At 71.0% G+C, this 23,330-nt stretch carries 15 protein-coding genes and 2 tRNA genes; 8 read left to right on the forward strand and 9 right to left on the reverse strand.

Annotated elements, in window-relative coordinates:
- Window positions 1-161: 161 nt before the first annotated feature.
- Complete coding sequence (locus CXQ97_RS16510; protein WP_104181983.1) at window positions 162-1,568, reverse strand: phosphomannomutase/phosphoglucomutase; 1,407 nt, start codon at window positions 1,566-1,568, stop codon at window positions 162-164.
- 92 nt (window positions 1,569-1,660) lie between these two features.
- Between CXQ97_RS16510 and CXQ97_RS16515 the strand changes: the two genes are divergently transcribed.
- Entirely contained in the window at window positions 1,661-3,775 is a 2,115-nt protein-coding gene (locus CXQ97_RS16515) for a RecQ family ATP-dependent DNA helicase (protein ID WP_104181984.1), read from the forward strand.
- Window positions 3,776-3,822: 47 nt separating this feature from the next.
- Here the strand turns inward: CXQ97_RS16515 and CXQ97_RS16520 are convergent.
- Together CXQ97_RS16520 and CXQ97_RS16525 are read right to left on the reverse strand one after the other, a co-directional pair.
- Window positions 3,823-3,910, reverse strand: a tRNA-Ser gene (locus CXQ97_RS16520).
- A gap of 105 nt (window positions 3,911-4,015) precedes the next feature.
- Window positions 4,016-6,100 carry a prolyl oligopeptidase family protein gene (locus CXQ97_RS16525; protein WP_104181985.1) on the reverse strand — a complete coding sequence of 695 codons (2,085 nt, stop codon included), beginning with the start codon at window positions 6,098-6,100 and terminating at the stop codon, window positions 4,016-4,018.
- A gap of 77 nt (window positions 6,101-6,177) precedes the next feature.
- Between CXQ97_RS16525 and CXQ97_RS16530 the strand changes: the two genes are divergently transcribed.
- Window positions 6,178-8,118 (forward strand): FAD/NAD(P)-binding domain-containing protein, encoded by a 1,941-nt coding sequence (locus CXQ97_RS16530; RefSeq protein WP_104181986.1) that lies wholly within the window; start codon window positions 6,178-6,180, stop codon window positions 8,116-8,118.
- A gap of 210 nt (window positions 8,119-8,328) precedes the next feature.
- Here CXQ97_RS16530 and CXQ97_RS16535 read toward each other — a convergent pair whose 3' ends face one another.
- The 3 genes from CXQ97_RS16535 to CXQ97_RS16545 all read right to left on the reverse strand — a co-directional run bounded on the left by CXQ97_RS16535 (window position 8,329) and on the right by CXQ97_RS16545 (window position 13,775).
- The gene (locus CXQ97_RS16535; RefSeq protein ID WP_104181987.1) at window positions 8,329-12,822 is read right to left on the reverse strand and encodes an ExeM/NucH family extracellular endonuclease; all 4,494 of its coding nucleotides are present in this window, start codon (window positions 12,820-12,822) and stop codon (window positions 8,329-8,331) included.
- A 218-nt stretch (window positions 12,823-13,040) separates the two neighbouring features.
- Window positions 13,041-13,637: a septum formation family protein gene (locus CXQ97_RS16540; protein ID WP_104181988.1), complete on the reverse strand. Its 597-nt coding sequence runs from the start codon at window positions 13,635-13,637 to the stop codon at window positions 13,041-13,043.
- 50 nt (window positions 13,638-13,687) lie between these two features.
- Window positions 13,688-13,775 (reverse strand) — tRNA-Ser (locus CXQ97_RS16545).
- A gap of 60 nt (window positions 13,776-13,835) precedes the next feature.
- Between CXQ97_RS16545 and CXQ97_RS16550 the strand changes: the two genes are divergently transcribed.
- Complete coding sequence (locus tag CXQ97_RS16550) at window positions 13,836-14,810, forward strand: NAD(P)H-quinone oxidoreductase (protein ID WP_104181989.1); 975 nt, start codon at window positions 13,836-13,838, stop codon at window positions 14,808-14,810.
- On the opposite strand, the gene CXQ97_RS16555 is transcribed toward CXQ97_RS16550, so the two are convergent.
- Entirely contained in the window at window positions 14,807-15,901 is a 1,095-nt protein-coding gene (locus CXQ97_RS16555; RefSeq protein ID WP_306740161.1) for an FUSC family protein, read from the reverse strand. The two genes, CXQ97_RS16550 and CXQ97_RS16555, sit on opposite strands and share 4 nt — an antisense overlap.
- Window positions 15,902-16,203: 302 nt before the next feature.
- On the opposite strand from CXQ97_RS16555, the gene CXQ97_RS16560 reads away from it, so the two are divergent.
- Window positions 16,204-18,480, forward strand: coding sequence for a carbon starvation CstA family protein (locus tag CXQ97_RS16560; protein ID WP_104181991.1), 2,277 nt, complete (start codon window positions 16,204-16,206; stop codon window positions 18,478-18,480).
- Entirely contained in the window at window positions 18,480-18,689 is a 210-nt protein-coding gene (locus tag CXQ97_RS16565) for a YbdD/YjiX family protein (RefSeq protein WP_104182020.1), read from the forward strand. The genes CXQ97_RS16560 and CXQ97_RS16565 overlap by 1 nt, the downstream gene beginning before the upstream one ends.
- A gap of 61 nt (window positions 18,690-18,750) precedes the next feature.
- Here the strand turns inward: CXQ97_RS16565 and CXQ97_RS16570 are convergent, their stop codons facing one another.
- A complete protein-coding gene (locus CXQ97_RS16570) occupies window positions 18,751-19,512 on the reverse strand; it encodes a hypothetical protein (protein WP_104181992.1) in 762 nt (253 codons plus the stop codon).
- Window positions 19,513-19,547: 35 nt separating this feature from the next.
- Window positions 19,548-20,558, reverse strand: a complete 1,011-nt coding sequence (locus CXQ97_RS16575) for an ABC transporter ATP-binding protein (RefSeq protein ID WP_104181993.1) — start codon at window positions 20,556-20,558, stop codon at window positions 19,548-19,550.
- A 113-nt stretch (window positions 20,559-20,671) separates the two neighbouring features.
- Between CXQ97_RS16575 and CXQ97_RS16580 the strand changes: the two genes are divergently transcribed.
- From CXQ97_RS16580 to CXQ97_RS16590, 3 genes are read left to right on the forward strand one after another with little or no spacing between them, the layout of a single operon-like run.
- Complete coding sequence (locus CXQ97_RS16580; RefSeq protein ID WP_104181994.1) at window positions 20,672-22,096, forward strand: sensor histidine kinase; 1,425 nt, start codon at window positions 20,672-20,674, stop codon at window positions 22,094-22,096.
- On the forward strand, window positions 22,093-22,695 hold the full coding sequence (locus tag CXQ97_RS16585) for a DNA-binding response regulator (protein ID WP_104181995.1): 603 nt from the start codon (window positions 22,093-22,095) through the stop codon (window positions 22,693-22,695). Before CXQ97_RS16580 ends, CXQ97_RS16585 begins: the two co-directional genes overlap by 4 nt.
- A 37-nt stretch (window positions 22,696-22,732) precedes the next feature.
- Window positions 22,733-23,329: a bacterial proteasome activator family protein gene (locus CXQ97_RS16590; protein ID WP_104182021.1), complete on the forward strand. Its 597-nt coding sequence runs from the start codon at window positions 22,733-22,735 to the stop codon at window positions 23,327-23,329.
- The last annotated feature ends 1 nt before the right edge of the window (window position 23,330 follow it).

Here is a 23,330-nt window from a genome sequence, read left to right on the forward strand (position 1 = left end):
AGCGCTTCGGGGACTCCCTGCCCGAGGAGCTGAGGGGGCAGCTCGAGGAGCTGAAGCAGCGCTTCAGCGTCGCCTGAGCACCGGGGGCCGGCCCCTCCGACACGAGAGAGGCCCCTTCCCGTCGGGAAGGGGCCTCTCTCGTGCCTGCGGTGCTGCGGGGGTCAGTCGCGGATGACGGCCAGGACGCGCCGCACGAGGTCCTCGAGGGTCTGCGGATCCACGGCCTCGGCGTTGAGCCGGAGGTACGGCTCGGTGTTCGAGGGGCGGAGGTTGAACCACCAGTCGCCATGGCCGGGAGTGAAGGTCAGGCCGTCGAGGTCGTCCACGACCACGCCCTCCTGCTCGAATTCGGTGCGTGCCCGGGCGATGGAGGCGTGCAGGTCCGCCACCTTCGAGTTGACCTCGCCGGAGGAGAAGTAGGGCTCGTACTCGCGGCCGAGCTCCGACAGCGGGCCGTCCTGCTCCCCGAGGGCGGCCAGGACGTGCATGGCGGCCAGCATGCCGGTGTCGGCGTTCCAGAAGTCGCGGAAGTAGTAGTGGGCCGAGTGCTCGCCGCCGAACACCGCGCCCTCCTCGGCCATGATGGCCTTGATGAAGGAGTGGCCTACGCGCGAGCGGAAGGGCCGTCCGCCGTCGTGCCGGATCAGTTCCGGCACCGCGCGGGAGGTGATGAGGTTGTGGATGATGACGGGCTCCGCCTCACCGGCGGCCTGGGCGCGCGCGATCTCGCGGCGGGCGACCATCGCGGTGATGGCGCTGGGCGAGACGGGCTCGCCCTTCTCGTCGATGATGAAGCAGCGGTCGGCGTCGCCGTCGAACGCGATCCCGATGTCCGCGCCGTGCTGCACGACGGCGGCCTGCAGGTCGAGCAGGTTCTCCGGCTCCAGCGGGTTGGCCGGGTGGTTGGGGAACGAGCCGTCGAGCTCGAAGTAGAGGGGCACGATGTCGAACGGCAGGGCGGGGAGGATCCGGTCGCCGAGGACGGCCGGGGTGGTGAGGCCCGCCATGCCGTTGCCGGCGTCGACGACGATCTTCAGCGGGCGCGACGACGAGAGGTCGACCAGGGTGCGGAGGAACCGTGAGTACTCCTCGAGGACGTCGCGGACGCCGGTCGTGCCCCGGGTGCCGGCGGCGGGGATGGTGCCGTCCGCGAGGTATCGCTCGGCGCGCTCCTGGATGTCCTTCAGACCGGTCTCCGAGGACACGGGCACGGCGCCCGGGCGCGTCATCTTCATCCCGTTGTACTGGGCGGGGTTGTGGCTGGCGGTGAAGGTCACGCCCGCCGCGTGCAGGGTGCCGCTGGCGTAGTACAGCTCGTCCGTGGAGATGAGGTCGAGGAAGAGCACGTTCGCGCCGCGCAGGGTGGCGCCGTCGGCGAACGCCTTCGAGAACTCGGGCGACGACGGGCGCATGTCGCCGCCGACCAGGATGGTCTCGCCCGCCAGGTCCAGGGAATCCACGAAGGCGGCCCCGACCGCACGGACCGAGTCCACCGTGATGGTCTCGCCGACGATGCCGCGCACGTCGTAGGCCTTGAAGGAGAGTGAGAGATCGAAGGTTGTAGTCACGTTGGAAAGTGTATCGGTGGGGCCGCGACGCCGGTTGCGCACATGGTGGGCCTCCCGCGAGGACTGGGGGACGTGGCTGGGATACTGGGAGGATGTCGACGACCACCACGCTCAACGAGCAAGCAACAGCCATCCTGCACACCCTCGTCGGGTCGCCGGACGCGCAGTTCCACGAGGGGCAGTTCGAGGCCATCGAGGCGCTCGTCGAGGGCGGGCGGCGCGCCCTCGTCGTCCAGCGCACCGGCTGGGGGAAGTCCGCCGTGTACTTCGTCGCCAGCCTGCTCCTGCGCGCCCGCGGAGCCGGGCCCACGCTCATCGTCTCGCCCCTGCTCGCGCTCATGCGGGACCAGGTGGCCGCCGCCGCCCGGGCCGGGGTGCGCGCCGAGGCCATCAACTCGGCCAACCAGACGGAGTGGCAGGACATCGAGGCGAAGCTCCAGGCCGACGAGGTGGACGTCCTCCTCGTCTCGCCCGAACGCCTCAACAACCCGTCGTTCCGTGAGCTCTACCTGCCGGAGCTCATGCGGCGGACGGGCCTGCTCGTGATCGACGAGGCCCACTGCATCTCCGACTGGGGCCACGACTTCCGCCCCGACTACCGGCGCCTGCGCGAGCTGATCCTGGGGCTGCCGCAGGGCGTCCCCGTGCTGGCCACCACGGCGACCGCGAACTCCCGCGTCGTGAAGGACGTCGAGGAACAGCTCGGGGCGGGAGGCACCGACGTCTTCACGCTGCGCGGGGAGCTCGCCCGCAAGTCGCTGCGGCTCGGCGTGTTGCGCCTGCCGAGCCCCCGCTCCCGCCTCGCCTGGCTCCTCACGCACCTCTCCGACCTGCCGGGCAGCGGCATCATCTACGCCCTGACCGTCTCCGCCGCCGAGGACACCGCACGGCTCCTGCGCGAGAACGGGCACGCCGTCCGCGCCTACACGGGACGCACCGATCCGGCCGACCGGGAGGCCGCGGAGGCCGCCCTGAAGAACAACGAGGTGAAGGCGCTCGTGGCCACCAGCGCGCTCGGCATGGGCTTCGACAAGCCCGACCTCGGCTTCGTGGTGCACCTCGGAGCCCCGTCCTCGCCCGTCGCCTACTACCAGCAGGTGGGCCGCGCGGGACGCGGGACGCCGAACGCCGACGTCCTGTTGCTGCCCGGGGCCGAGGACCGCGACATCTGGGAATACTTCGCCACCGCGTCGATGCCGTCCCAGGACGCCGCCCTGCGGGTGCTCGACGCCCTCGAGCCGGGCACCGTCCTGTCCACCCCGGCACTCGAGACGCGCGTCAACCTGAAGCGCTCGCCCCTCGAGCTCCTCCTCAAGGTGCTCGACGTCGACGGCGCCGTCCGCAAGGTGACCGGCGGGTGGGAGAGCACCGGGACGCCCTGGACCTACGACGCCGAGCGGTACCGGCGGATCAGCGAGGCCCGCGTCGTGGAGCAGAAGGCGATGCTCGACTACGAGAACACCGCCGGCTGCCGCATGGAGTTCCTCTCGAGGTCCCTCGACGATCCGGCCGCCACCCCGTGCGGCCGTTGCGACAACTGCGCTGGCCCCTGGTACTCGGACGAGGTGGCGCACGACGCCTCCGACTCGGCGAACCAGGCCCTCAGCCGCGTCGGGGTGGAACTCGAGCCGCGGGGCCAGTGGCCGTCCGGCATGGAGAAGCTGGGCGTGCCCCTGAAGGGGAAGCTGAAGCCGGGTGAGGTCAGCCTGCCCGGCCGGGCCCTGGCCCGCCTGACGGACCTCGGCTGGGGGAACAGGCTGCGGGAGCTCATGGCCGACGCGACCCCCGACGCACCGCTGGACCACGCGGCCATCGAAGCCGTGGTGCGCGTGCTGGCGCAGTGGGGCTGGGACGAGCGGCCGGTCGCCGTGGTCAGCGTCCCCTCGCGGCGGCGCCCCGAACTCATCGGATCCCTCGCGCAGGCGCTGGCCCAGGTGGGGCGCATCCCCTATCTCGGGCAGCTCGCCACCCCGCACGGCTTCCCGCAGGGGCAGGCGGGAGGCAACAGCGCCTTCCGCCTGGCGGCTGTATGGGACCACTTCGCCGTCCCCGAGGGCGGCGCCGCATGGTTCGCCGCGAACCCCGGGCCGGTGCTGCTGGTCGACGACGTCGCGGACAGCCGCTGGACGATCACCGAGGCGGGGCGGGCGCTGCGTTCGGCCGGCGCGTCGGGAGTGCTGCCCTTCGCCCTGGCGCTCAAGGCGTAACGGGCCGGGATGCGAGAAGGCCCCCGGGGTACCCGGGGGCCTTGGCGCGGAGACGGGGGGATTTGAACCCCCGGTAGGCTTTAGGCCCACACTTCATTAGCAGTGAAGCCCATTCGGCCGCTCTGGCACGTCTCCTCGGCTATCTCTAGCCTCCCAAGGTTACCCAGAAGGGGACGGCAAGAGCAAAACCACCCCGCAGCCGTCCAGGAACTGCCGGGCGGGTGGTCGCGCGCGGTCGTGTCAGAGCGATCCCGTGAGGGCCCGCCAGAGGAACTCGAAGCTCATCGCGTGCATCCTCGCGGCCTGCCGGTTGTCGGCGGCCCCGGCGTGCCCGCCCTCGAGCGCCTCGTGGAACCAGACGTCCGGGATGTCGAGGTCCTTCATCTTCGCGGCCATCTTCCGGGCCTGCACCGGGCCCACCCTGTCGTCGCTGGTCGCCGTCCAGATGAGCGTCTTCGGATAGGCGACGTCGTCGCGGAGCAGGTGGTACGGCGAGAAGGTCTGCACGTACTCCCATTCCTCGGGCTTGTCCGGGTCGCCGTACTCCGCGATCCAGGAGTAGCCGGCCGACAGCTTCGTGTAACGGCGCATGTCGAGCAGGGGCACGCCGCACGAGATGGCGCCGAACAGGTGCGGATAGGTGGTGAGCATGTTGCCCACGAGCAGCCCGCCGTTGCTGCGGCCCGTGCAACCGAGGAGCGCCGGCGAGGTGACGCCGCGCCGGACGAGGTCCTCGGCGATGGCCGCGAAATCCTCGTAGGCGCGGTGCCGGTTCGCGTGCAGCGCCGCGTGGTGCCACTGCGGCCCGTACTCGCCGCCCCCGCGGATGTTCGCCAGCACGTACACGCCGTGCCGGCCCTCCTCCGTGGTGCGTTCGAGCCAGCCGCGACCGATCACGCCGCTGTACGCGGGTGTCATCGAGTGCTCGAAACCGCCGTACCCGGACAGGAGGGTGGGGTTCCCGCCGTCGAGCACCAGGTCCTTCGACGCGAGCTGGAAATAGGGCACGCGCGTGCCGTCGGTCGAGACCGCGAAGTGCTGCTCGACGGCGAAGCGGTCCTCGTCGAAGTAGGACGGCGAGGACTTCACGGCCGTGTGGTCGCCGCCGATGGTCCCGCGGTGGAGCGTCGACGGCGTCAGGAAGCCGGTGGCGATGAGCCAGTAGTCGTTGCCGTCCTCGTCGTCCTCGTCGTCGACCGCGTAGGCGTCGACGGAGTGCAGCGGCGGGCAGGCGTCGAGCAGGTCGGCCGTCCAGTCCTTCGCGGGATCGAGGATGCGGATCTCGGAGGACACGTCGCGCAGCAGGTTCAGCAGGAGGTAGTCCCGGGTCCAGCTCCAGGACTGCAGGGACGTGGACGGATCGGGGGAGAAGACGGTCGCGAACGTGCGCTCACCGGCGAGGAAGGAGTCCAGCGCGATGACGAGGAGGGCGCCGGCCGCGTGGGTGGTCCCGGCCTCGATCCAGTCCGTGCGAGGCCGGACGATCAGCCATTCCCGGTGCAGCGAGATGCTGGCGTCCTCGGGCACCTCGATCAGGCGCCAGCCGTCCTGCCGGAGGTAGGTGCGGCGCGTGTGGAAATCGATGGTGTCGACGGCGATGTCACGCTCGAAGCCCGGTGTGGAGTCGTGCAGCACGAGCGCTATCATGTGGTCCTCGTCCACCTCGAAGTACTGCTCGGCCGCGGCGAGTCCGGTCCCGCGCCGCAGGGTCCGGACGGTCCGGGGGTAGGAACTCGACGTCATCGACCCCGGCCCGAAATCGGTGCCGACGTGGAGGGCGTCCGGGCCGGCCCAGCTGATGCGGCTCTTCGCGGTCGGGATGTCGAAGCCGCCGTCGACGAACGACAGCGTGTCGAGGCTGAACTCGCGGTAGCGCGCAGCGTCGCCGCCGTCGGGGGAGAGGACCACGAGGACCCGGTCGTGCGGGGCGCCGGCCACCGGCCGGAGGAAGAGCGCCCCGCTCCAGACCCATTCGGTCCCCTCGGCGGCGCTCAGGGCGTCGACGTCGAGCAGGAGTTCCCAGGCCGGGGTGTCGGAGGCGTAGCTGTCCCACGTGGTGCGCCGCCAGATGCCCTGGCGGTGCTCGGCATCGCGCCAGAAGTTGTAGTAGTGGCTCCCGTGCTTGCCGGCCATGGGGATCCGGTCCGTGGAGTCGAGCACCTCGAGGATGCCGCGCTCCCGGACGGCGAAGTCCGGCGTCACCAGGGCGTCCTCGGTCAGGGCGTTCTCGGCCCGGACCCACGCGAGGCCGTCCTCGGCGTAGATGTCCTCGAGCCAGAGGAAGGGGTCGTCCGTGGTCGCGGTGGTCTGCGTCGGGTGCGTCATCAGCCCATCCTATGCAGCGCTCCCTCAGGCGATCTCCCGGCGAACGGGGCCGCGCCCGCGTTGGATAGGCTTGACGCGTGGAGAACCAGGAGGCAAGGCGCGTGGCCGTCATCGGAGGCGGACCCCGCGGCACCTCCGTGGTGGAGCGGTTGATCGCAGGGCACCGCGCCCTGGGCGCCGGTGCTCCCGCCCTCGCCCTGCACGTGATCGAGCCCTACGAGGCCGGCCCCGGACACGTCTGGCGGACGGACCAGTCGCGGCTGTTCCTCATGAACACACCCTGCCTCTACCCGACGGTCGTCCCGGTGGGACCCGCCGCCGCCGGCGTCGCGTCCTCACCCGGCGGCGTCTCCTTCGACACCTGGCGGGCACGCGTGAACGACGGCCTGGTTCCCGGACTGGGCGACGCCGATCTCGCCGAGTGCGCGCGGCTCGCCTCGAGGGACTTCCCGAGCAGGGCCCTCTACGGCCGGTACCTCGCCTGGACCTTCGCGGAGGTCGTGCGCCAAGCCCCGTCCGGCGTCGCCGTCGTCCGCCACCCCCAGGAGGCCGTCCGGCTGCGGCGGCTCGACGCCGGCCGGTGGCGCATCCTCCTCGACGACGGCTCCCGGGTCCATGCCGACGACGTCGTCCTGGCGCTGGGACATCTCGCGGCGACCCTCACCCCCGAGCAGGGGAGGCTGCAGGACGTCGCAGCGCGCCACGGGCTGCAGTACTGGCCCCCCGCCGTCCCGGCCGACGTCACCTGGGACCGGCTCCCCGCGCGGAAGACCGTCCTGGTCCGGGGACTCGGCCTCAACTTCTTCGACGCCATGATCCAGCTGACCGAGGGCCGCGGTGGGCGGTTCGCGCCCGCCGACGGGGGCCGGCTCGAGTACACGCCCTCCGGCCGGGAGCCCCGGCTCGTCGCGGCATCGCGGCGGGGGGTGCCCTACCGGGCGAAGGCGTCCCTCGACTCCTACATCCCGCGCAGCATCGAACTGCGGTTCTGCACCCCGGCCCGGGTGCTCGCGTTCCGGCGGTCGGGCGTGCAGCCCGGCTTCGACCACGACCTCTGGCCGCTGCTGCACCGGGACGTGCTCCGTGTCTACTACACGACGCTCTGCCGGACCACGCAGCGGCCGCTCACGGCCGCACCCGAGGCGTTCCTCGCGGAGCTGGACAGCGCGCTGGGGACGGAGGGCCCTGCGTGGGAGGCCGCGGCCGGGGAGGCCGTCGCCCGCGCGATCCCCGTGGACCTCCGGCTCGACGTCGAAGCACTCGCCCACCCGTTCGCCGGGCGCCGCTTCGCTGACGGCGAGGAACTCGCCGCGGCCGTCCTCGCCTACCTCGACGCCGACGCCGGCGGATCGGCGGCCGGCGAGGACGACCCCCTCAAGATGGCGATCGGCGCCCTGAACGCCGGGAGGTCGGTCATCAAGCAGGCCGTCGCGGACGGCGGGATCTCGGACTCGTCGTGGAACGCCGAGCTCCGCGGATGGTTCGAGCCGCTCGTCGAGGGCCTCGCCAGCGGGCCGCCGCCCGCGCGGATCGCGCAGCTCGCAGCGCTCGTGCGGGCGGGGATCGTCCGCTTCGTGGGGCCGAACCCGAGCTTCGGCTTCGACCAGGACGAGGGGCTCTTCCGCGCGACCTCCCCGTGGGTGCAGGGCGAGTCCTTCACCGCGCGCTACCTCGTGGAGGCCATGATGCCCGCGAACCGGGTGAGCACGAGCCTGTCCCCGCTCATGCGCACCCTCCTCGAGGACGGCAGCGTTCGACCGCGGACCCGCATGGGGGAGGACGGGGTGCCGGTGACCTCGGCCGGGCTGGACGTCACGGTGCCGCCCTATCGTGCCGTCGACAGGACCGGGAAGGCCCAGGACTCCCTCTTCGTGATCGGCCTCCAGCTCGCCTCCGTGCAGTGGGGGACGGCCATCGCGGCCGAGGCCGGGGCCCCGCTGGAAGCCGGCGGCAGGACCCTGCTCGATGCAGACGCGATCGCCGCCGCGCTCCTGGAGCGGGCCGCGGGCGGGCTGTAGGAGTTCGACGGGACCGAGCCCGGCACCCGGAGCGCAGAAAGGAGGGACCCCCACCGGGTGGTGGAGGTCCCTCGTTTCATGGGTGCCCCGGCGTCAGGCGCTCAGGACGGTCACCTGGCGGTCGGGACAGCGCTCGTGGTCCGCCAGGTGCGCCCGGTAGCTCGCCCGGGCGCCGTTGTCGGCGCCGTCGATCGGGACTGCCGGCTCGAATCAGTCCTGCTTGCCCGGCTTGACGGGCTTGACGGGCTTGACCGGCTTCTCGGGCTTGACCGGCTTGACCGGCTTCTCCGGCTTCTCGGGCTTGACGGGAACCTCCGGTTGGGGTGCCGCCTCCACGGTCACGGGGAGGGTGACAGTGGTCGCGCTCGGTGAGGCGGTCAGAACGATCCGCCCCTGGCCGCTCGCGGTCGTCGGGACCGTGAGGGTCACCGTCGCGGTACCGCCGGCAACCGGGAAGGACCCGAGCTGCGTGACGGTGCCGTTCGCGGCCACGAAGCTCGCGGCCAGCGTGGTGTTCGCCGGGCTGCCGAGCGAGGTGAGGTCCAGCTTCGACACCGTGAAGGAGACGGCTGCGCCGGCCTTCACAACGGTCGGAGCGCCCTGCACCTGCACGCTGCGGCGGTCGAACGACGGCGACAGCGGGCTGTTCGCCTTGATGTAGTCGATCCACGCGTCACGGTCCACGAGACCCGACTCGCGGGTGTCGGTGCCCTCACGGAAGACCGTGAAGTTGTCGCCACCCTGGGCCAGGAAGCTGAAGGTACCGACGCGGTAGTCCTTCGCCGGATCGAGCGGGGCACCGTCGATCATGACGGAGGTGATCCTCGAACCCCGCGCAAGCGCGGGATCATAGGTGACGCTCACGTTGTCCGACAGGCCGAGGGCCAGGAAGGACCGCGAACTGCCATCCGGCTGCCACTGCTGCTCGAGCATCGCCTTGAACTGCGCACCGGTGAGGGTGGTGGTCCAGAGGTCGTTCACGAACGGCAGCACGGCGTTCGCCTCGGCGAAGGTCACGACGCCGTCGGGTGCGTAGTAGAGCTCGTTGCGGAGCCCGCCCGGGTTGACGACGCCGATCTGCGCTCCGCCGCGTTCCGCGGAGGAGAGGCTGGCGCGCAGCGAGTCGGCCACGAGGTTGCCCAGCGTCGACTCCGAGGCGCGGTCGTCGCGCACGGTGCCGATGAAGGCCGACGTGATGTCCTTCGTGACCGATCCGACGGGCTGGCTGCCGATGACGTTCGCCTGCGCGAGGGCCGCGTCGACGATGGTCTTGACCGCGGCGACCCGAGGGAAGCCGGCGACGAGGGTGGCGTCGGCGTCCGTGGTGCGTGCGACGTTGCGGGCCGTGTAGGACTGGACGTCACCGGTGGGCTTGTCGACGGTCAGCGTGATCTGGCCGACGAACTCGCCGTAGGAGCCGGTCTGGAGGATCGGCCGGGTCTTCCCCGCGGCGCCCGGGACGGGGGCGTCCCATGCGTACTGCTTGTGCGTGTGGCCGGTGAAGATCGCGTCCACGAGGGGGGTGGTCCCGGTGACGATCTCGGCGAACGTGCCGCCCGCTGCGACCTCCTGCTCGAGGGTCGACTTCTCGACGACGCCGTCACCGGCGCCCTCGTGGTACTCGGCGACGATGACGTCGGCGAGGTCCTGGTCCTCGATCTTCTGCGCGACCCGGTTGACCGCCTCGACGGGGTCGCCGAACTCGACGGTCGCGATGCCACCGGGGCTGACGAGTGACTCGGTCTCCTTGGTGACGACGCCGATCACGGCGACGTCGACGCCGTCGACCGTGATGATGGAGTACTCGTCGAGCGCCGGCTCCGTGGTGCCCTTGGTGTAGACGTTCGCCCCGAGGTACGGGAAGTCCGCTGTATCCGAGACGCGGCCGGTCAGGTCCGCGAGGCCCTTGTCGAACTCGTGGTTGCCCACGGCCGAGGCCTTGAGCTCCAGGGCGTTCAGGACGTCGAGCGTCGGCTTGTCCTCCTGCAGCGAGGAGGCGAAGAGCGACGCGCCGATGTTGTCACCGGCGGAGAGGAACGCGGTCTTGTCGTCGCCGAACTCGGCGCGCAGCTTCTCGACGGTCCCGGCGAAGCGCACCGTGTTGGCGTCGATGCGTCCGTGGAAGTCGTTGATGTTCAGCAGGTTGAGTTCCGCGGTGGTGTCCACGGGTGCGGGTGCGAGGTCGAGGCCGACGATCACGGGGTCGTGGTCGCTGGCCCGGTACTGGTCCGCCACGTAGTAGTCGGTGACGTTGTTGTTGTACCGGCTGTACTCGAGGGCGACCGACTCGACCGAGTTGATGTTCCACGTGTCCACGCCGGTGACCGCGGCGTCCGCCGCGGGCGAGGCCAGGATGTGGTCCAGCGATCCGCTGAGGCCCGAGAAGACGTAGGAGTAGCTGTCGTCCTTCTCGCCCTGGTTGACGTACCCGGCCTCGTAGAGGACGTGCATGGGGTCCTCCTGGGTGTACGCGTTGAAGTCGCCGGTCAGGAAGACCTTGTCCGTCTTCGCCGATGCCTTCAGGGAGTCGGCGAAGGCCACGAGGGCCTGGGCCTGCGTGACGCGTGCGGCGTTCCAGGCACCCTGGCCGTCACCCGTGTCGGCGTTGCCGCCCGAGCTGGGGCCGGAGCCCTTGGACTTGAAGTGGTTGACGATCGCGAGGAAGGTCTCCGCCTCCGTGCCGCCCACCGGCTTGAACGCCTGCGCGAGGGGCTTGCGGGCGTTCGAGAAGGCGACGTTGTCATTGAGGATGACCGACTCGCCCACGGGCTCCGCCACGGCCTTCTTGTAGATCAGGGCGGTGCGGATGAAGTCCTCGTCCGCGGGGGCGGGGACGGCCGCGGGGGAGCGGACGTAGTCCCATGTGCCGGGAGCCTTCTCGTTGAGCGCCTCGACGAGGGTGGCGAGCGCGGCGTCGCGATCCTTGCCGAAGCGCACGGAGTTCTCGACCTCCATGAGCGTCACGACGTCGGCGCCGAGGCCGTTGATCGCGGCGACGATCTTCGCTTCCTGTCGCTCGAAGTTCACCTTGTCCGCGGCGCCGCGTGAATTGCAGCCGCCGTCGACGGTGATCGGGTTGCCCGCGCGGTCCGTGAAGTACCTGCAGCCGGTCTGGTCCTCACCCGTGGTGGGGAAGTAGTTCAGCACGTTGAACGAGCCGATCTTCAGGTTGCCGCCCACCGGCTGCGGTGCGGCGGGGCGCTCGCCGGCGAACTGCACCGGCTGCACATCTGCCGGGTTCGCGCCGTTCAGCTCCGCGAGCGGCTGGAACTTCCAGGCGCTGTTGCGGTAGTCGAGGACCACGGGGGAGGTGAAGGCTGCGCTGTACCCCACGCGGACGGGCTGGAACTGGGTCAGGTACGGGAGTACCTTGCCGCGGTTGACCTGCGTGAAGAAGTTGGTCGAGGCGCCGTCGTCGAGCCTGATGCTCCGGGCCGCGTTGTCGGCGATGACCGCTGCGTTCTCCGGGGTGCCCGGGCGTGCGACGTCGGTGGGCTGCAGGAGGCGCTCGGTACCGGAGGCCAGGGTGACCTCGCCGTACTGGTTGAGGGTGTAGTTGTCGGCGACCGTGTAGGCACCGGAGGGCTGGAAGAGCATGCCCTCGACCGCTTCGCGCGCGGCCTCGGTGGCCGGAAGCGCGATGGCCGATGCCTTGGGCTCCTCGGCCGCCTCGGTGATCCTGGTGGTGCCACCGGCAGCGACGGTGAGCTGCGTCAGGTTGAAGAACTCACCGGCGGTACCGGTCACCTCGACGTGGTCACCCACGGCGACCGAACCGACGGTCGCGGGGGAGTAGACGAAGATCGCGTCCGAGGCCGCCTGATCGGCAGCTGCCGAGCTGCCCGGGGTCTGCAGGTAGAAGCCGGCGAACCCGCCCGAGGGGTAGGCGGCGGTGACCTTGCCACGCGTCGTCACGGTCTGGCCGGAGAGCGGTGTCGCGGTCCCGGTGCCCTGGATGTCGCGGATGGCCGTGACGGTGCCCGGCGTCGGCGGGACCGGCGTGGGCGTGGGCGTAGGGGTGGGCGTCGGCGTGGAGCCGCCGGGGGCCGCCGCGCTGTTCATCGGCGTCGTGTCCTGCAGGATGAAGTCGGCGCCGTTGACGTCGGTGTCGCCGAAGCCCGTGCGGTTGGTGGACTTCGTGCTCCCGGCACCAGGTGTCGTGGCGACGGTGCCCTCGAAGGCGGTGGCCGTGCCGTAGCCCAGGGCGTCGACGACGCCGGGTGTGCCGACGATGCTGCCGGGCGGCAGGGCCCCGACGCTCGCGGCCTGGTCGGAGAGCACGAGGACGCCACCGGGGGCGCCGGGGTTGAAGCCCGTCGTGAGGTCAGGGGTGGGAAGCGCGGACCCCGCGGTGCCGTTGCTGCCACCCTGGATGAGGAAGTAGCCCTTGGCCGGGATGGTGCCGCGGAGTGCTGTCGCACCCGGCGCGGCGGTGGATCCCGGCGCGCGGTACTGCAGGGACCAGCCGTCCAGGCTGACCGGCGCATCGGTGGGGTTGTAGAGCTCCACGTACTTGTTGGTGAACGGTGTTCCCGCCGAGCCGCCCGAGATGAACGCCTCGTTGATGATGATGCCGTCTCCTGCGACGGACGCCGTAGTCGGTGGTGTCTCCACCGCTACGGCTGGCAGTGCGATCATCGGTGAGGCGATCAGCCCTACCGACAGCGCCGCACCGAGCGCTCCCCTCCATGACGAATTAATCATTCGTTCGAATTCTCCTTGACGATGGCCGCGAAGCAGCCGCGAGTGAAGCCCGCCGACCCGTCGATGGGTGGGCGCGTTGGCATGAGCACCAGATGTGACGCAGGTGACATTCCATCCCCGGGAGTAGCCAACCAGAACATGGTTAACATCTGGTTACCAAAACACCAGAGGCCCCGGAAAATCCGGGGCCTCTGGTCGTTATCTGTGGACGACCTGCTCTATCTGCGGGCGTTTCTGAGCGTTCCGGTCACCGGTTCCTCATCCTTCTCCGCGACGAAGCACACGATCTCGCGGTCGTCCGCCGCGTTCCAGCTCTCCTCGACCGGGTAGAAGTAGAGCAGTTCCAGGACGGAGGCGTCGTACTCGAGCCCGACGTACGTGGTGAACTCCCTCGCGCAGAACTCGCTCGCCGCGGTGTTGGCGGCCGGCACCCCCGGGTAGTCGCCGTCGGGCATCTCCGTCCGGGCGAAGGTCTCGAAGACGTGCAGCCCGTCGCAGGGCAGGACGGTGATGTCGGAGACGCTCCCCATGCCGGGGTCGTCGATGCAGTCGCCCACCTGGAGGGAGAACGCGTCCGTCCGGGCCTCCGCGGTCACGGCGCCGTCGGCGTCGCGCTCCGGTGCGGGCGGGCCGAGGACGCCGCAGCCGGGGAGGAGCGTGAGCAGGCCGATCGCGGCCGCGGCCGCGATCCCGCGGCGCCGCCCGGCCCTCGTGTGATGCCCAGTACCCATTGAGACCCCGTCGTCGGCCGCGTCGAGCGCGGCGCGGCTGTTGCTCCTCGGGACAGTACCGCACCCGCGGCGGTCGGCAGGCATGGGGCGGATCCGGGAGGGGAGGCCCCGCGCCGCGGAGCCTCCCCTGGGAGCGGAAGGTAAGGGATTCGAACCCTTGAGACGGGGTGACCGCCCACTGGTTTTCAAGACCAGCTCCATCGGCCGCTCGGACAACCTTCCCGCGGCTAGTGTTTCACGAAGGGCGGACGGCGCCCAAATACCCAGGGACTGGAGGACGGCATGCGCGCAGTGGTGATCGAGGGTGCCGGCGGGCCGGACGTCCTCTCCGTGCAGGACGTCCCCGATCCCGTGCCCGGGGCGGGCGAGGTGCTCATCGACGTCGTCGCCGCCGGACTGAACCGCGCCGATGTGCAGCAACGCCGAGGACTCTATCCGCCGCCCCGCGGTGCGTCCCCGCTGCCCGGCCTCGAGGTGTCGGGACGCATCGCCGACGCGGGGGACTCCGCCTTCGCGGTGGGGGACGCCGTCGTCGCCCTGCTGGCGGGCGGCGGCTACGCGGAGAGAGTGGCGGTACCTGCCGGGCAGGTGGTCCCCGCTCCCGACGGGGTCGACCTCGTCGACGCCGCGGGCCTCCCCGAGACGGCCGCGACGGTGTGGTCGAACCTCGTGCTGCAGGCGGGGCTGGCGGAGGGGGAGCACGTCCTGATCCATGGGGCGTCCGGGGGTATCGGTGTGATGGCCGTCCAGGTGGGCCTCGCCCTGGGCGCGGTGCCCCTCGTGACCGCGGGATCGGCGGCGAAGCTCGACGTCGCACGCTCCCTCGGCGTCCGCACCCTCATCGACTACCGCGAGCAGGACTTCGTCGAGGAGGTCCGGGCAGCCACGGGCGGCCGGGGCGCGGACGTCATCCTCGACGTGGTCGGGGCGAAGTACCTCGCACGGAACGTCGAGTCCCTCGCCACCGGCGGGCGGCTCGTCGTCATCGGACTGCAGGGCGGCGCGACGGCGGAACTCGACCTCGGGATGCTGATGGGCAAGCGGGCGAGCGTGGCCGGGACCACGCTGCGGTCACGGCCCGTCGCGGAGAAGACGGCCATCCTGGCGGCGGTCCGCGACAACGTATGGCCGCTCGTCGCCACCGGGGCCGTGAAGCCCTTCGTCGGCCGGACCTTCCCGCTCGCCGAGGCGGCGGCCGCCCATGCCTACTTCGACTCCGGCGAGCACACCGGGAAGATCCTGCTGGTGATGGACTAGGCGGTGCGGGTCCCCGCCTGCGCCGTGCGCTGCCACAGGTGCAGCGCCAGCACCAGCGCGATCCCGACGGACGCCCCGATGCCCGTCTCGACGGCCCGGTCCGCCAGGAGGCCCGCCGGAGCGGTCGGGCGGGCCAGTTCGGTGGAGACGAGAGCGAGGGGCGTCACGAAGGCCTGGGCGAGCGCGTACTGGCGGAGGATGAACATCTCGGCGGCGAACTGGGCGACGGCGATCACGAGGACGAGCTGCCAGGCCGGCAGTCCCGGAAGCAGGATCAACGCGGTCAGGACGAGTCCCGCGAACGTGCCGAGGAGGCGCTGGAGGCCCCGGGTCACGCGGGCGCGCGCGGTCTGCCCGACCAGCGGCACGGTCGCCGCGACCATGGCCCAGTAGGTGTGGCCGATCCCGAGCAGCGTGGCCGCGCTCCCCGCGAGCAGGGCCGCCACCACGTACAGGGCGGCCTCACGCCCCAGGGCCGCGACGTGCCGGACGGTCGGCCGGTCGGCCGGTGCCCGGTGCCAGGGCGTGCGGTGGGCGGGCCGGAGGCTGCCCGCCTGCCCGAGGAGCAGGGCGAAGGCCACCGTGGCGACCGCCGTCGTGAGTCCCGGCCCCAGCGGTGGCTGACCGGGCGCGGACGCGATGGCCGCGAAGGCGAAGATATGGAACAGGGATCCACCCGGGCGGAGGTGGAACAGGCCCGCCAGGAAGGTGCCGAGCCCGGCGACGGCGCTGGTCAGCAGGATCAGCCCCCAGGGGCCGACGTCGGCGCGCGCGGTCAGCGCCGCGGCGAGGATGACCGCGAGCATGAGCCCCCCGCCGCGCAGCTGCGTGGCGAGGCGCGGACGGTGGGGTTCGTTCCGCCCGTAGATGCCGGCGAAGGCGCCGAAGGTCGCGAACACGGCGAGGTCCAGCCGCCCGAGCAGCAGGACGACGAACAGGGGTACACCCACGCCGATGGCGCAGCGGAGGGCAGGATGGTGGTCGGCGGCCGAGGGGGCCAGGTGCACGAGGTCGCGGAGGAGGGGCACGGGCTGCGGGCTTCCGGTCGGAGGGATCGACGGCGCCGCTGGCATCGGATGGCGGAATGCCACCGATCAACCCTACGCCCGTCCCTGCGCCGGGGCGCCGCGTGATCAGCGAGGGGCATGAGCGCGAACGACGACGCGCCGCCCGCCGTGCTCGACGACGGACCCGACGGAGTCCCGCGCAGCTCCTCCTGACGCACCCATCGGCCGCATGCCGGGGAACTCCGGTCCCGGCGCCGCGCGGGGCCGCTCGCCGCACCCCCGGGTGCGTTCGGCGCAACGGCACCCTCGGGCTGCTTGTGGTGTGACGTCGGCCTCACTAGGTTGCTACCTTCGTGTGCATCACACTTCCGCACCCGAGGAGCATCATGAGTAAGAAGCAGAACGGATCCCACCGGCACGCCGACGTGCTGGCGACGGATCCGGACCTGCCGCCGGTCGCCGTCGACCCGCAGCAGGCCGAAGCAGAAGACCGCCGGTGGACCCCGGCGAAGATCGCCCTCTGGGTGGGCATCGCACTCCTGGGCGGTATCGCCTGGGTCATGCTCGCCATCGTCCGCGGTGAGACCGTCAACGCCATCTGGTTCGTCTTCGCGGCCGTCTGCACCTACCTCATCGCCTACCGGTTCTACTCGAAGTTCATCGAGCGCAACCTGCTCAAGCCCGACGATCGGCGCGCGACCCCCGCCGAGTACAAGGCCGACGGCAAGGACTATGCCGCCACCGACCGACGGGTCCTCTACGGCCACCACTTCGCCGCCATCGCCGGCGCCGGCCCCCTCGTGGGCCCCGTCCTCGCAGCACAGATGGGCTACCTCCCCGGTACGCTCTGGATCATCATCGGCGTCATCTTCGCCGGCGCTGTCCAGGACTACCTCGTCATGTTCTTCTCGATGCGCCGCGGCGGCCGTTCCCTCGGTCAGATGGCGCGCGAGGAGCTCGGGGTCATCGGCGGGACCGCGGCCCTCATCGCCACCCTGACCATCATGATCATCATCGTGGCCATCCTCGCGCTCGTGGTCGTGAACGCGCTCGGAGAGAGCCCCTGGGGCGTCTTCTCCGTCTCCATGACCATCCCGATCGCACTCTTCATGGGCGTCTACCTGCGCTACCTGCGGCCCGGCAAGGTCACCGAGGTGTCCCTCATCGGCTTCGCGCTGCTGCTGCTCGCGATCGTCGGTGGCGGCTGGATCTCCGAGACGGCCTGGGGCGTCGAGATCTTCACCCTCGACCGCATCACGATCGCCTGGGGCATCATCATCTACGGCTTCATCGCCGCCGTGCTGCCCGTCTGGCTCCTGCTGGCACCCCGCGACTACCTGTCCACCTTCATGAAGATCGGCACGATCATCATGCTCGCGGTCGCGATCGTCATCACCCGCCCGGAGATCAGCGTCCCCGCCATCACGCCCTACGCGACCTCCGGCACCGGTCCCGTCGTCGCGGGCACGCTGTTCCCGTTCCTCTTCGTCACCATCGCCTGCGGTGCTCTCTCCGGGTTCCACGCCCTGATCTCCTCGGGCACCACGCCGAAGATGATCGAGAAGGAACGCCAGACGCGCTTCATCGGGTACGGCGGCATGCTCATGGAGTCCTTCGTAGCGATCATGGCGCTCGTCGCAGCCCTCTCGATCGACCGCGGGATCTACTTCGCGATGAACTCCTCCGCGGCGGCGACCGGCGGCACCATCGAGGGTGCGGTGACCTTCGTCAACGGCCTCGGCCTCACCGGCGTGAACCTCACGCAGGAGGCGCTGAGCACGATGGCCTCGAACGTCGGCGAGGAATCGATCGTCTCCCGCACGGGTGGTGCTCCGACCCTCGCCGTCGGCATCGCCCAGATCATGCAGGGTGTCTTCGGCGGCGCGGGCATGATGGCCTTCTGGTACCACTTCGCCATCATGTTCGAGGCGCTGTTCATCCTCACCGCTGTCGACGCCGGCACCCGGGTCGCCCGGTTCATGCTGCAGGACAGCATCGGGAATTTCGTGCCCCGCTTCCGCGACACCTCCTGGCGGACAGGGGCGTGGATCTGCACCGCGATCATGGTGGCCGGTTGGGGGGCGATCCTCATCATGGGCGTCACCGATCCCCTCGGCGGTATCAACACCCTCTTCCCGTTGTTCGGTATCGCCAACCAGCTCCTTGCGGCCATCGCGCTCGCGGTCTGCATGGCGATCTGTGCCAAGAAGGGGCTGTTCCGCTTCCTGTGGATCCCGGCGGTCCCGCTCGCCTTCGCGTCCGTGGTCACGATCACGGCGTCGTTCCTGAAGATCTTCTCGCCCGTCCCGGCCATCGGGTACTGGGCGCAGCACACCGCGTTCAAGAACGCGCTGGCGGCCGGCGAGGAGAGCTTCGGCACGGCGAGGACCGTCGCCGCCATGGAAGCGGTGGTGCGCAACACGTTCATCCAGGGCACGCTGTCGATCTTCTTCGTGGTGCTGTCGATCATCGTCATCGCGACGGCGATCCTCGCGACGATCCGCGCCTACCGGCACGGCGGCGGCAAGGAGAACGAGGATGCCCCGGTGGCCTCGCGCATCTTCGCACCCGCCGGCCTCGTCGCGTCCCCGGCGGAGAAGGAGCTGGAGGCGCAGTGGTCGGCGCTGGAGCCGGGCAAGCGGCCGGCGCGGACGGGGCACTGATGACCGTGCCGCAGGTGCTCTCCCGCGCGCGGGACACCGCACGTGAACTGGCGTGGCTCTTCAAGGGGGTCATGGGGGAGAACGCCTACCAGGCGTACCTCGACCACCACGAGCGCACCCACGCCGGTGGACTCCCGATGACGGAGCGTGAGTTCTGGCGGGACAAGACCGACCGCCAGGACGCCAACCCGGAGGGTCGCTGCTGCTGAGCAGGGTACGACGAAGCCGGCACTCCCACGAAGGGGGTGCCGGCTTCGTCGTACCCGGGTGTCAGCGCTTCTCCCAGCGGAAGCGTCTCGCGGCGACGAGGTAGGGCAGCACGATCCAGGCGAGGAGGACGACGGCGGCGCCCGCCACCGACGCGTCGGCGGCCTCGACCCCCCAGCCGGCCATGAGGAGGTTCTGCAGCGCGCCGCCCGGCGTGAGCCGGGAGACCAGCTCGAAGCCGTCGTCGAACGCGGTCCAGAAGAACGAGCCGATCACGGCGACGAGGAACGGGAGCGTGGTGATCTGCGCGGCGGCGGCTGAGGGCGTGTAGATGCTGGTGAGCATGCCGGTGGTCGCGCACAGCGCCAGGAAGCCGAGCGACGCGCCGACCACGAGCAGCGGCCGCGTCGGGACGTCCACGCCGGCCAGGCCGAGTCCTCCGGTGACGACGACGAGCTGCGCCGCGACGAGCGCCACGGTGGGCGTGAGCATGCCGAGCCAGATGACGGTGTCGGAGGACTCGCCGCTGCGCAGGCGCTTGAGGAACAGCTCCTGCCGCCGTGTCGCGAGCGTCGTCGTCGCGGTCAGGTAGACCCCCAGGAGGGCCATGATCATGAGGGTCAGCCCGGCCAGCACGGCCGTGCCGGACGGGCCGGCCATCTGGTCGGCGCCGACGTAGAACAGGTAGGCGGCCATGGCGATGGGCATGAGGACGGCGCCGGTCAGCACCGTCTTGTTGCGGAAGATGATGCGCAGTTCCATGAGCGCGATGGCACTGATGCGGCTGGCGGCGGAGGGGGGCGGGGTGCGCGTGAGGGTGGTCATGGTTCTTCTCCTGATCGGGACTGCGGGGCTCGGGGCTAGGCTGCGTCGCCGACGCTGACCCGGCGGAAGACGGCGGCGAGGGACGCCTCCGAGGCGGACAGCCGGTCCAGCGGGACACGGTGGGCGTCGGCCCAGGACAGGACCTTCCAGAGGTCCTGCTGCAGGTCGAGCGACGGTATCCGCACCTCCGTCCTGGACGGGGTGGGCACGAAGTCGGGGGACAGCCCGAGGCCCTGGAGCCGGATGACGTCGACGGACGCCTCCACCTCGAAGGAGATGGTCGACGGTTCGCGCCGCAGGACTTCCGCGAGGGTGCCCTCGACGGCGATCTCGCCGTCGTGCATGATCGCGAGCCGGTCCGCGTAGCTCTCCGCCTCCTCGAGGTAGTGGGTGGTGAGGACCACCGTGGTACCGGCATCGTTCAGGCCGCGGACGAGTTCCCACGTGCGCTCCCGGGATTCCGGGTCGAGGCCCGTGGTCGGTTCGTCGAGGAACAGGAGATCCGGCTCGTTCGCGGTCGCGAGCAGGAGGTCGAGGCGCCGGCGCTGCCCACCAGAGAGCATCTTGACGCGGGTCGAGGCCTTCGCCGTGAGGTCCAGGACGTCGAGGCCGGTCGCGATGACCTCCTCGCGCGTCCTGTCGCGTGCATCGGCCGTCGACAGCCGCAGCCAGAGCCGGCAGGTCTCCTCCACGGTGAGGTCGTCGGCGAAGCCCGCCTCCTGCAGCATGATGCCGAGGCGGGGCCGGATCGAGGCCTTGTCGCGGTAGGGGTTCCCGCCGAGGACGGTCAGGGTGCCGGACGTGGCGGCACGATGGCCTTCCAGTGCCTCCATGGTGGTGGTCTTGCCGGCCCCGTTGGTGCCGAGCAGGGCGAAGAACTCGCCGTTGCGGATGGACAGGTCGATGCCGCGGACGGCCTCGTACGAACCGTAGGAGCAACGCAGGCCCCGGGCGGACACCGCCACGGTGTCCGCGGGTCCTGTGGGTCCTGTGGGCGCGGGACGGTCCGGAAGGGAGAGCGGCGGGGTGCTGGGTGAGGTGGTCATGGCACCATCCTTCCGAGCCGTCCCGCGTGGCGTCAGTGCCCTGACGTCATCTCCTCCCCTGCCCGTCCGCACACCGGGACCATGACAAATGTCATGGTCCTACGATGGACGGCATGGCGCTCTTCCCCGCTCGACGCAGCCTCCCCGACCCGGATGCTGCGACTGCGCATCACCCGGCTCCTGCCGCGGCAGGTCCGCCCGAGACGGGCCGCGGCGTCCGCGCCACGTGGCGGTACACCATCGGGTCGATCGTCTTCTACAGCGTCTTCATCGGCGCCGTGGACACGCTGTTCATGCTCTCCGGCGGCGACTACGGGTTGCAGCTCCTGGACGTCACCATCATCCTTCTCGCCGCCGTGGCGGTCGCAGCCCTCGTCCGGTACTGCTGGTTCTTCCGCACCGGACTCGGCGGCGGACTGCCGGCGCGGAAGTACACGGTGTGGCTCCTCCTGCCGGCCGCCGGCCTGTGGTTGATCGGGCTCCTCCAGTCCCACACCCTCTGGGTGGCCGCCGTGCCGCTCTGGTTCGCGGCGAACGCCATCGTCGTCGTCGTCGCACGCCGGGCACGCTGGTGGGTGCTCGCCGGGGCGCTCGCCGCCCTCGTGCTCCACGGCATGCTCGGGATGCTCCTCGGCACCGAGCTGGGCGGCCCCGCGGTCGATGAGGGCGGCCTCGTCTCCGTCGGTCTCTGGGCGCTGATGACGCCCCTGCTGTTCGTCGGGAGCATCTGGTGGTGGGAGATCGTGCTGCGCCTCGACGACAGCCGCCGCACCTCGGGCGAACTCGCCGTCGCCAGGGAGCGGCTGCGCTTCGCCGCGGACCTGCACGACATCCAGGGACACCACCTCCAGGTGATCGCCCTCAAGACGGAACTCGCGGGCCGCCTGCTCGACGCCGACCCGGAGGCGGCGCGCGTCCAGATCCGCGAGGCCCAGCAGCTCGCGCGCACGGCGCTGGAGGAGACCCGCGCCCTGGTGCACGGCTACCGTGCTGTGTCCCTCGCAGCAGAGGCCGCCAATGCGGCGGAGGTGCTCCGCGCAGCGGGTATCGACGCCTCCGTGGAGGTCGACGCCGGCGGCCTGCCGCCGGAGGAGCGCACCCTGTTCGGGCTCGTCATCCGCGAGGCCACCACGAACATCCTGCGCCACAGCGAGGCCACCTGCGTGGCGTTCCGCCTCGTGCGGTCCGGACCGGGAGCGGTCCTCTCCGTGACGAACGACGGCGTGACGGACGACGGCGCCACGGGGGACGGGGTGGCGGACGGCGCGACGGACGCGGTGGGCGGTACCGGGCCGCGGGCCGCGGGCTCCGGGATCGACGGCCTGCGGCAGAGGTTCGAGGCCGTCGGAGGATCGGTCGATGCAGGACGAGTGGGTGGGCGGTTCGTGCTCACCGCCACCGTACCGGTGTCGACGGCGGCCGCATCACCCGGACCGTCCGCTGTCCGGGCGTCCGCCGCGGACGAGGCGGACGCCGTCGGTGGTCGAGCCGTCGATACTCCTGCCTCCGCGGCCGGCGCACGGCAGGAGCTGCCATGATCCGCGTCGTCCTCGCCGATGACGAGCACCTGATCCGCGGCGCCCTGGTGGCCTTGCTGGGACTCGAACCCGACCTCGACGTCGTCGCGAGTACCGACAACGGGACGGACGCGGTGCGGCTCGCGCGGGAACACTCTCCGGACGTGTGCGTGCTGGACCTCGAGATGCCGCCGACCGACGGCATCTACGCAGCGGAGGAGATCCTGAGGACGGTCGCGACGCGCGTCGTCATCGTCACGCGGCATGCCCGGCCCGGCGTGCTGAGGCGCGCCCTCGCCAGCAGGGTGTCCGGCTTCGTCCCGAAGTCGACTCCCGCGGACAAGCTCGCCAACGTCATCCGCGACGTCGCGGCCGGCCGGCGGTACGTGGATCCGGACATCGCCGCGAGCGCCCTGACCGGCGAGTCGTGCCCGCTCACCGCACGGGAGCTCGACGTCCTGCGTCACGGTCGCCAGGGAGCGAGCGTGCAGGCGATCGCCCGCGAACTGCACCTCGCGCCGGGGACTGTGCGCAATTACGTATCCTCGGCGATGGCGAAGCTCGACGCCCCGTCGCGCCACGAGGCAGCCGCCAGGGCCTGGGAGCAGGGCTGGATCTGACGTGCCCGGCTTCCGGCTGTTGTGGGAGCATTGCGTCATGACTGAACAGCAGCCGGCCGGTCCCGTGGTTCCTGCTCCCGCTCCTCCTGGCATCACGCAGGCCGGTGGACCCGACGTGGCGGCCGCCCCGGACGGCCGTCCTGCGACCCTCGCGGACCTCGTGGACGAACCGGCGAAGGTCATGCGGATCGGCACCATGCTCAAGCAGCTGCTGGAGGAGGTCCGCTCCGCTCCGCTCGACGACGCCGGCCGCACCCGACTCGCCTCCATCCACGAGCGTTCGGTCCAGGAGCTCGAGGACGGACTCGCGCCGGAACTGGTCGAGGAGCTGCACCGCATCAACCTGCCGTTCGACCGCGATTCCGTGCCCACCGACGCGGAGTTGCGCGTGGCGCAGGCGCAGCTCGTGGGCTGGCTCGAGGGACTCTTCCACGGCATCCAGACAGCACTCGCCGCGCAGCAGATGGCGAACCAGCAGCTCGCGGCACGGCTCCAGCTCCGCGAACTGCCGCCGGGCACGGTGATCGCGCCGGGAGTGGTGGTCGGCGAGGACGGGGAGCCCAGACGCACTCCGCCCGCACGGCGCACCCAGGCGTCCCCTGCGGACACCCACGGTCCCGGCCAGTACCTGTAGG

The sequence above is a fragment of the Arthrobacter sp. B0490 genome (assembly GCF_002929355.1).
Lineage (GTDB): Bacteria > Actinomycetota > Actinomycetes > Actinomycetales > Micrococcaceae > Arthrobacter_D.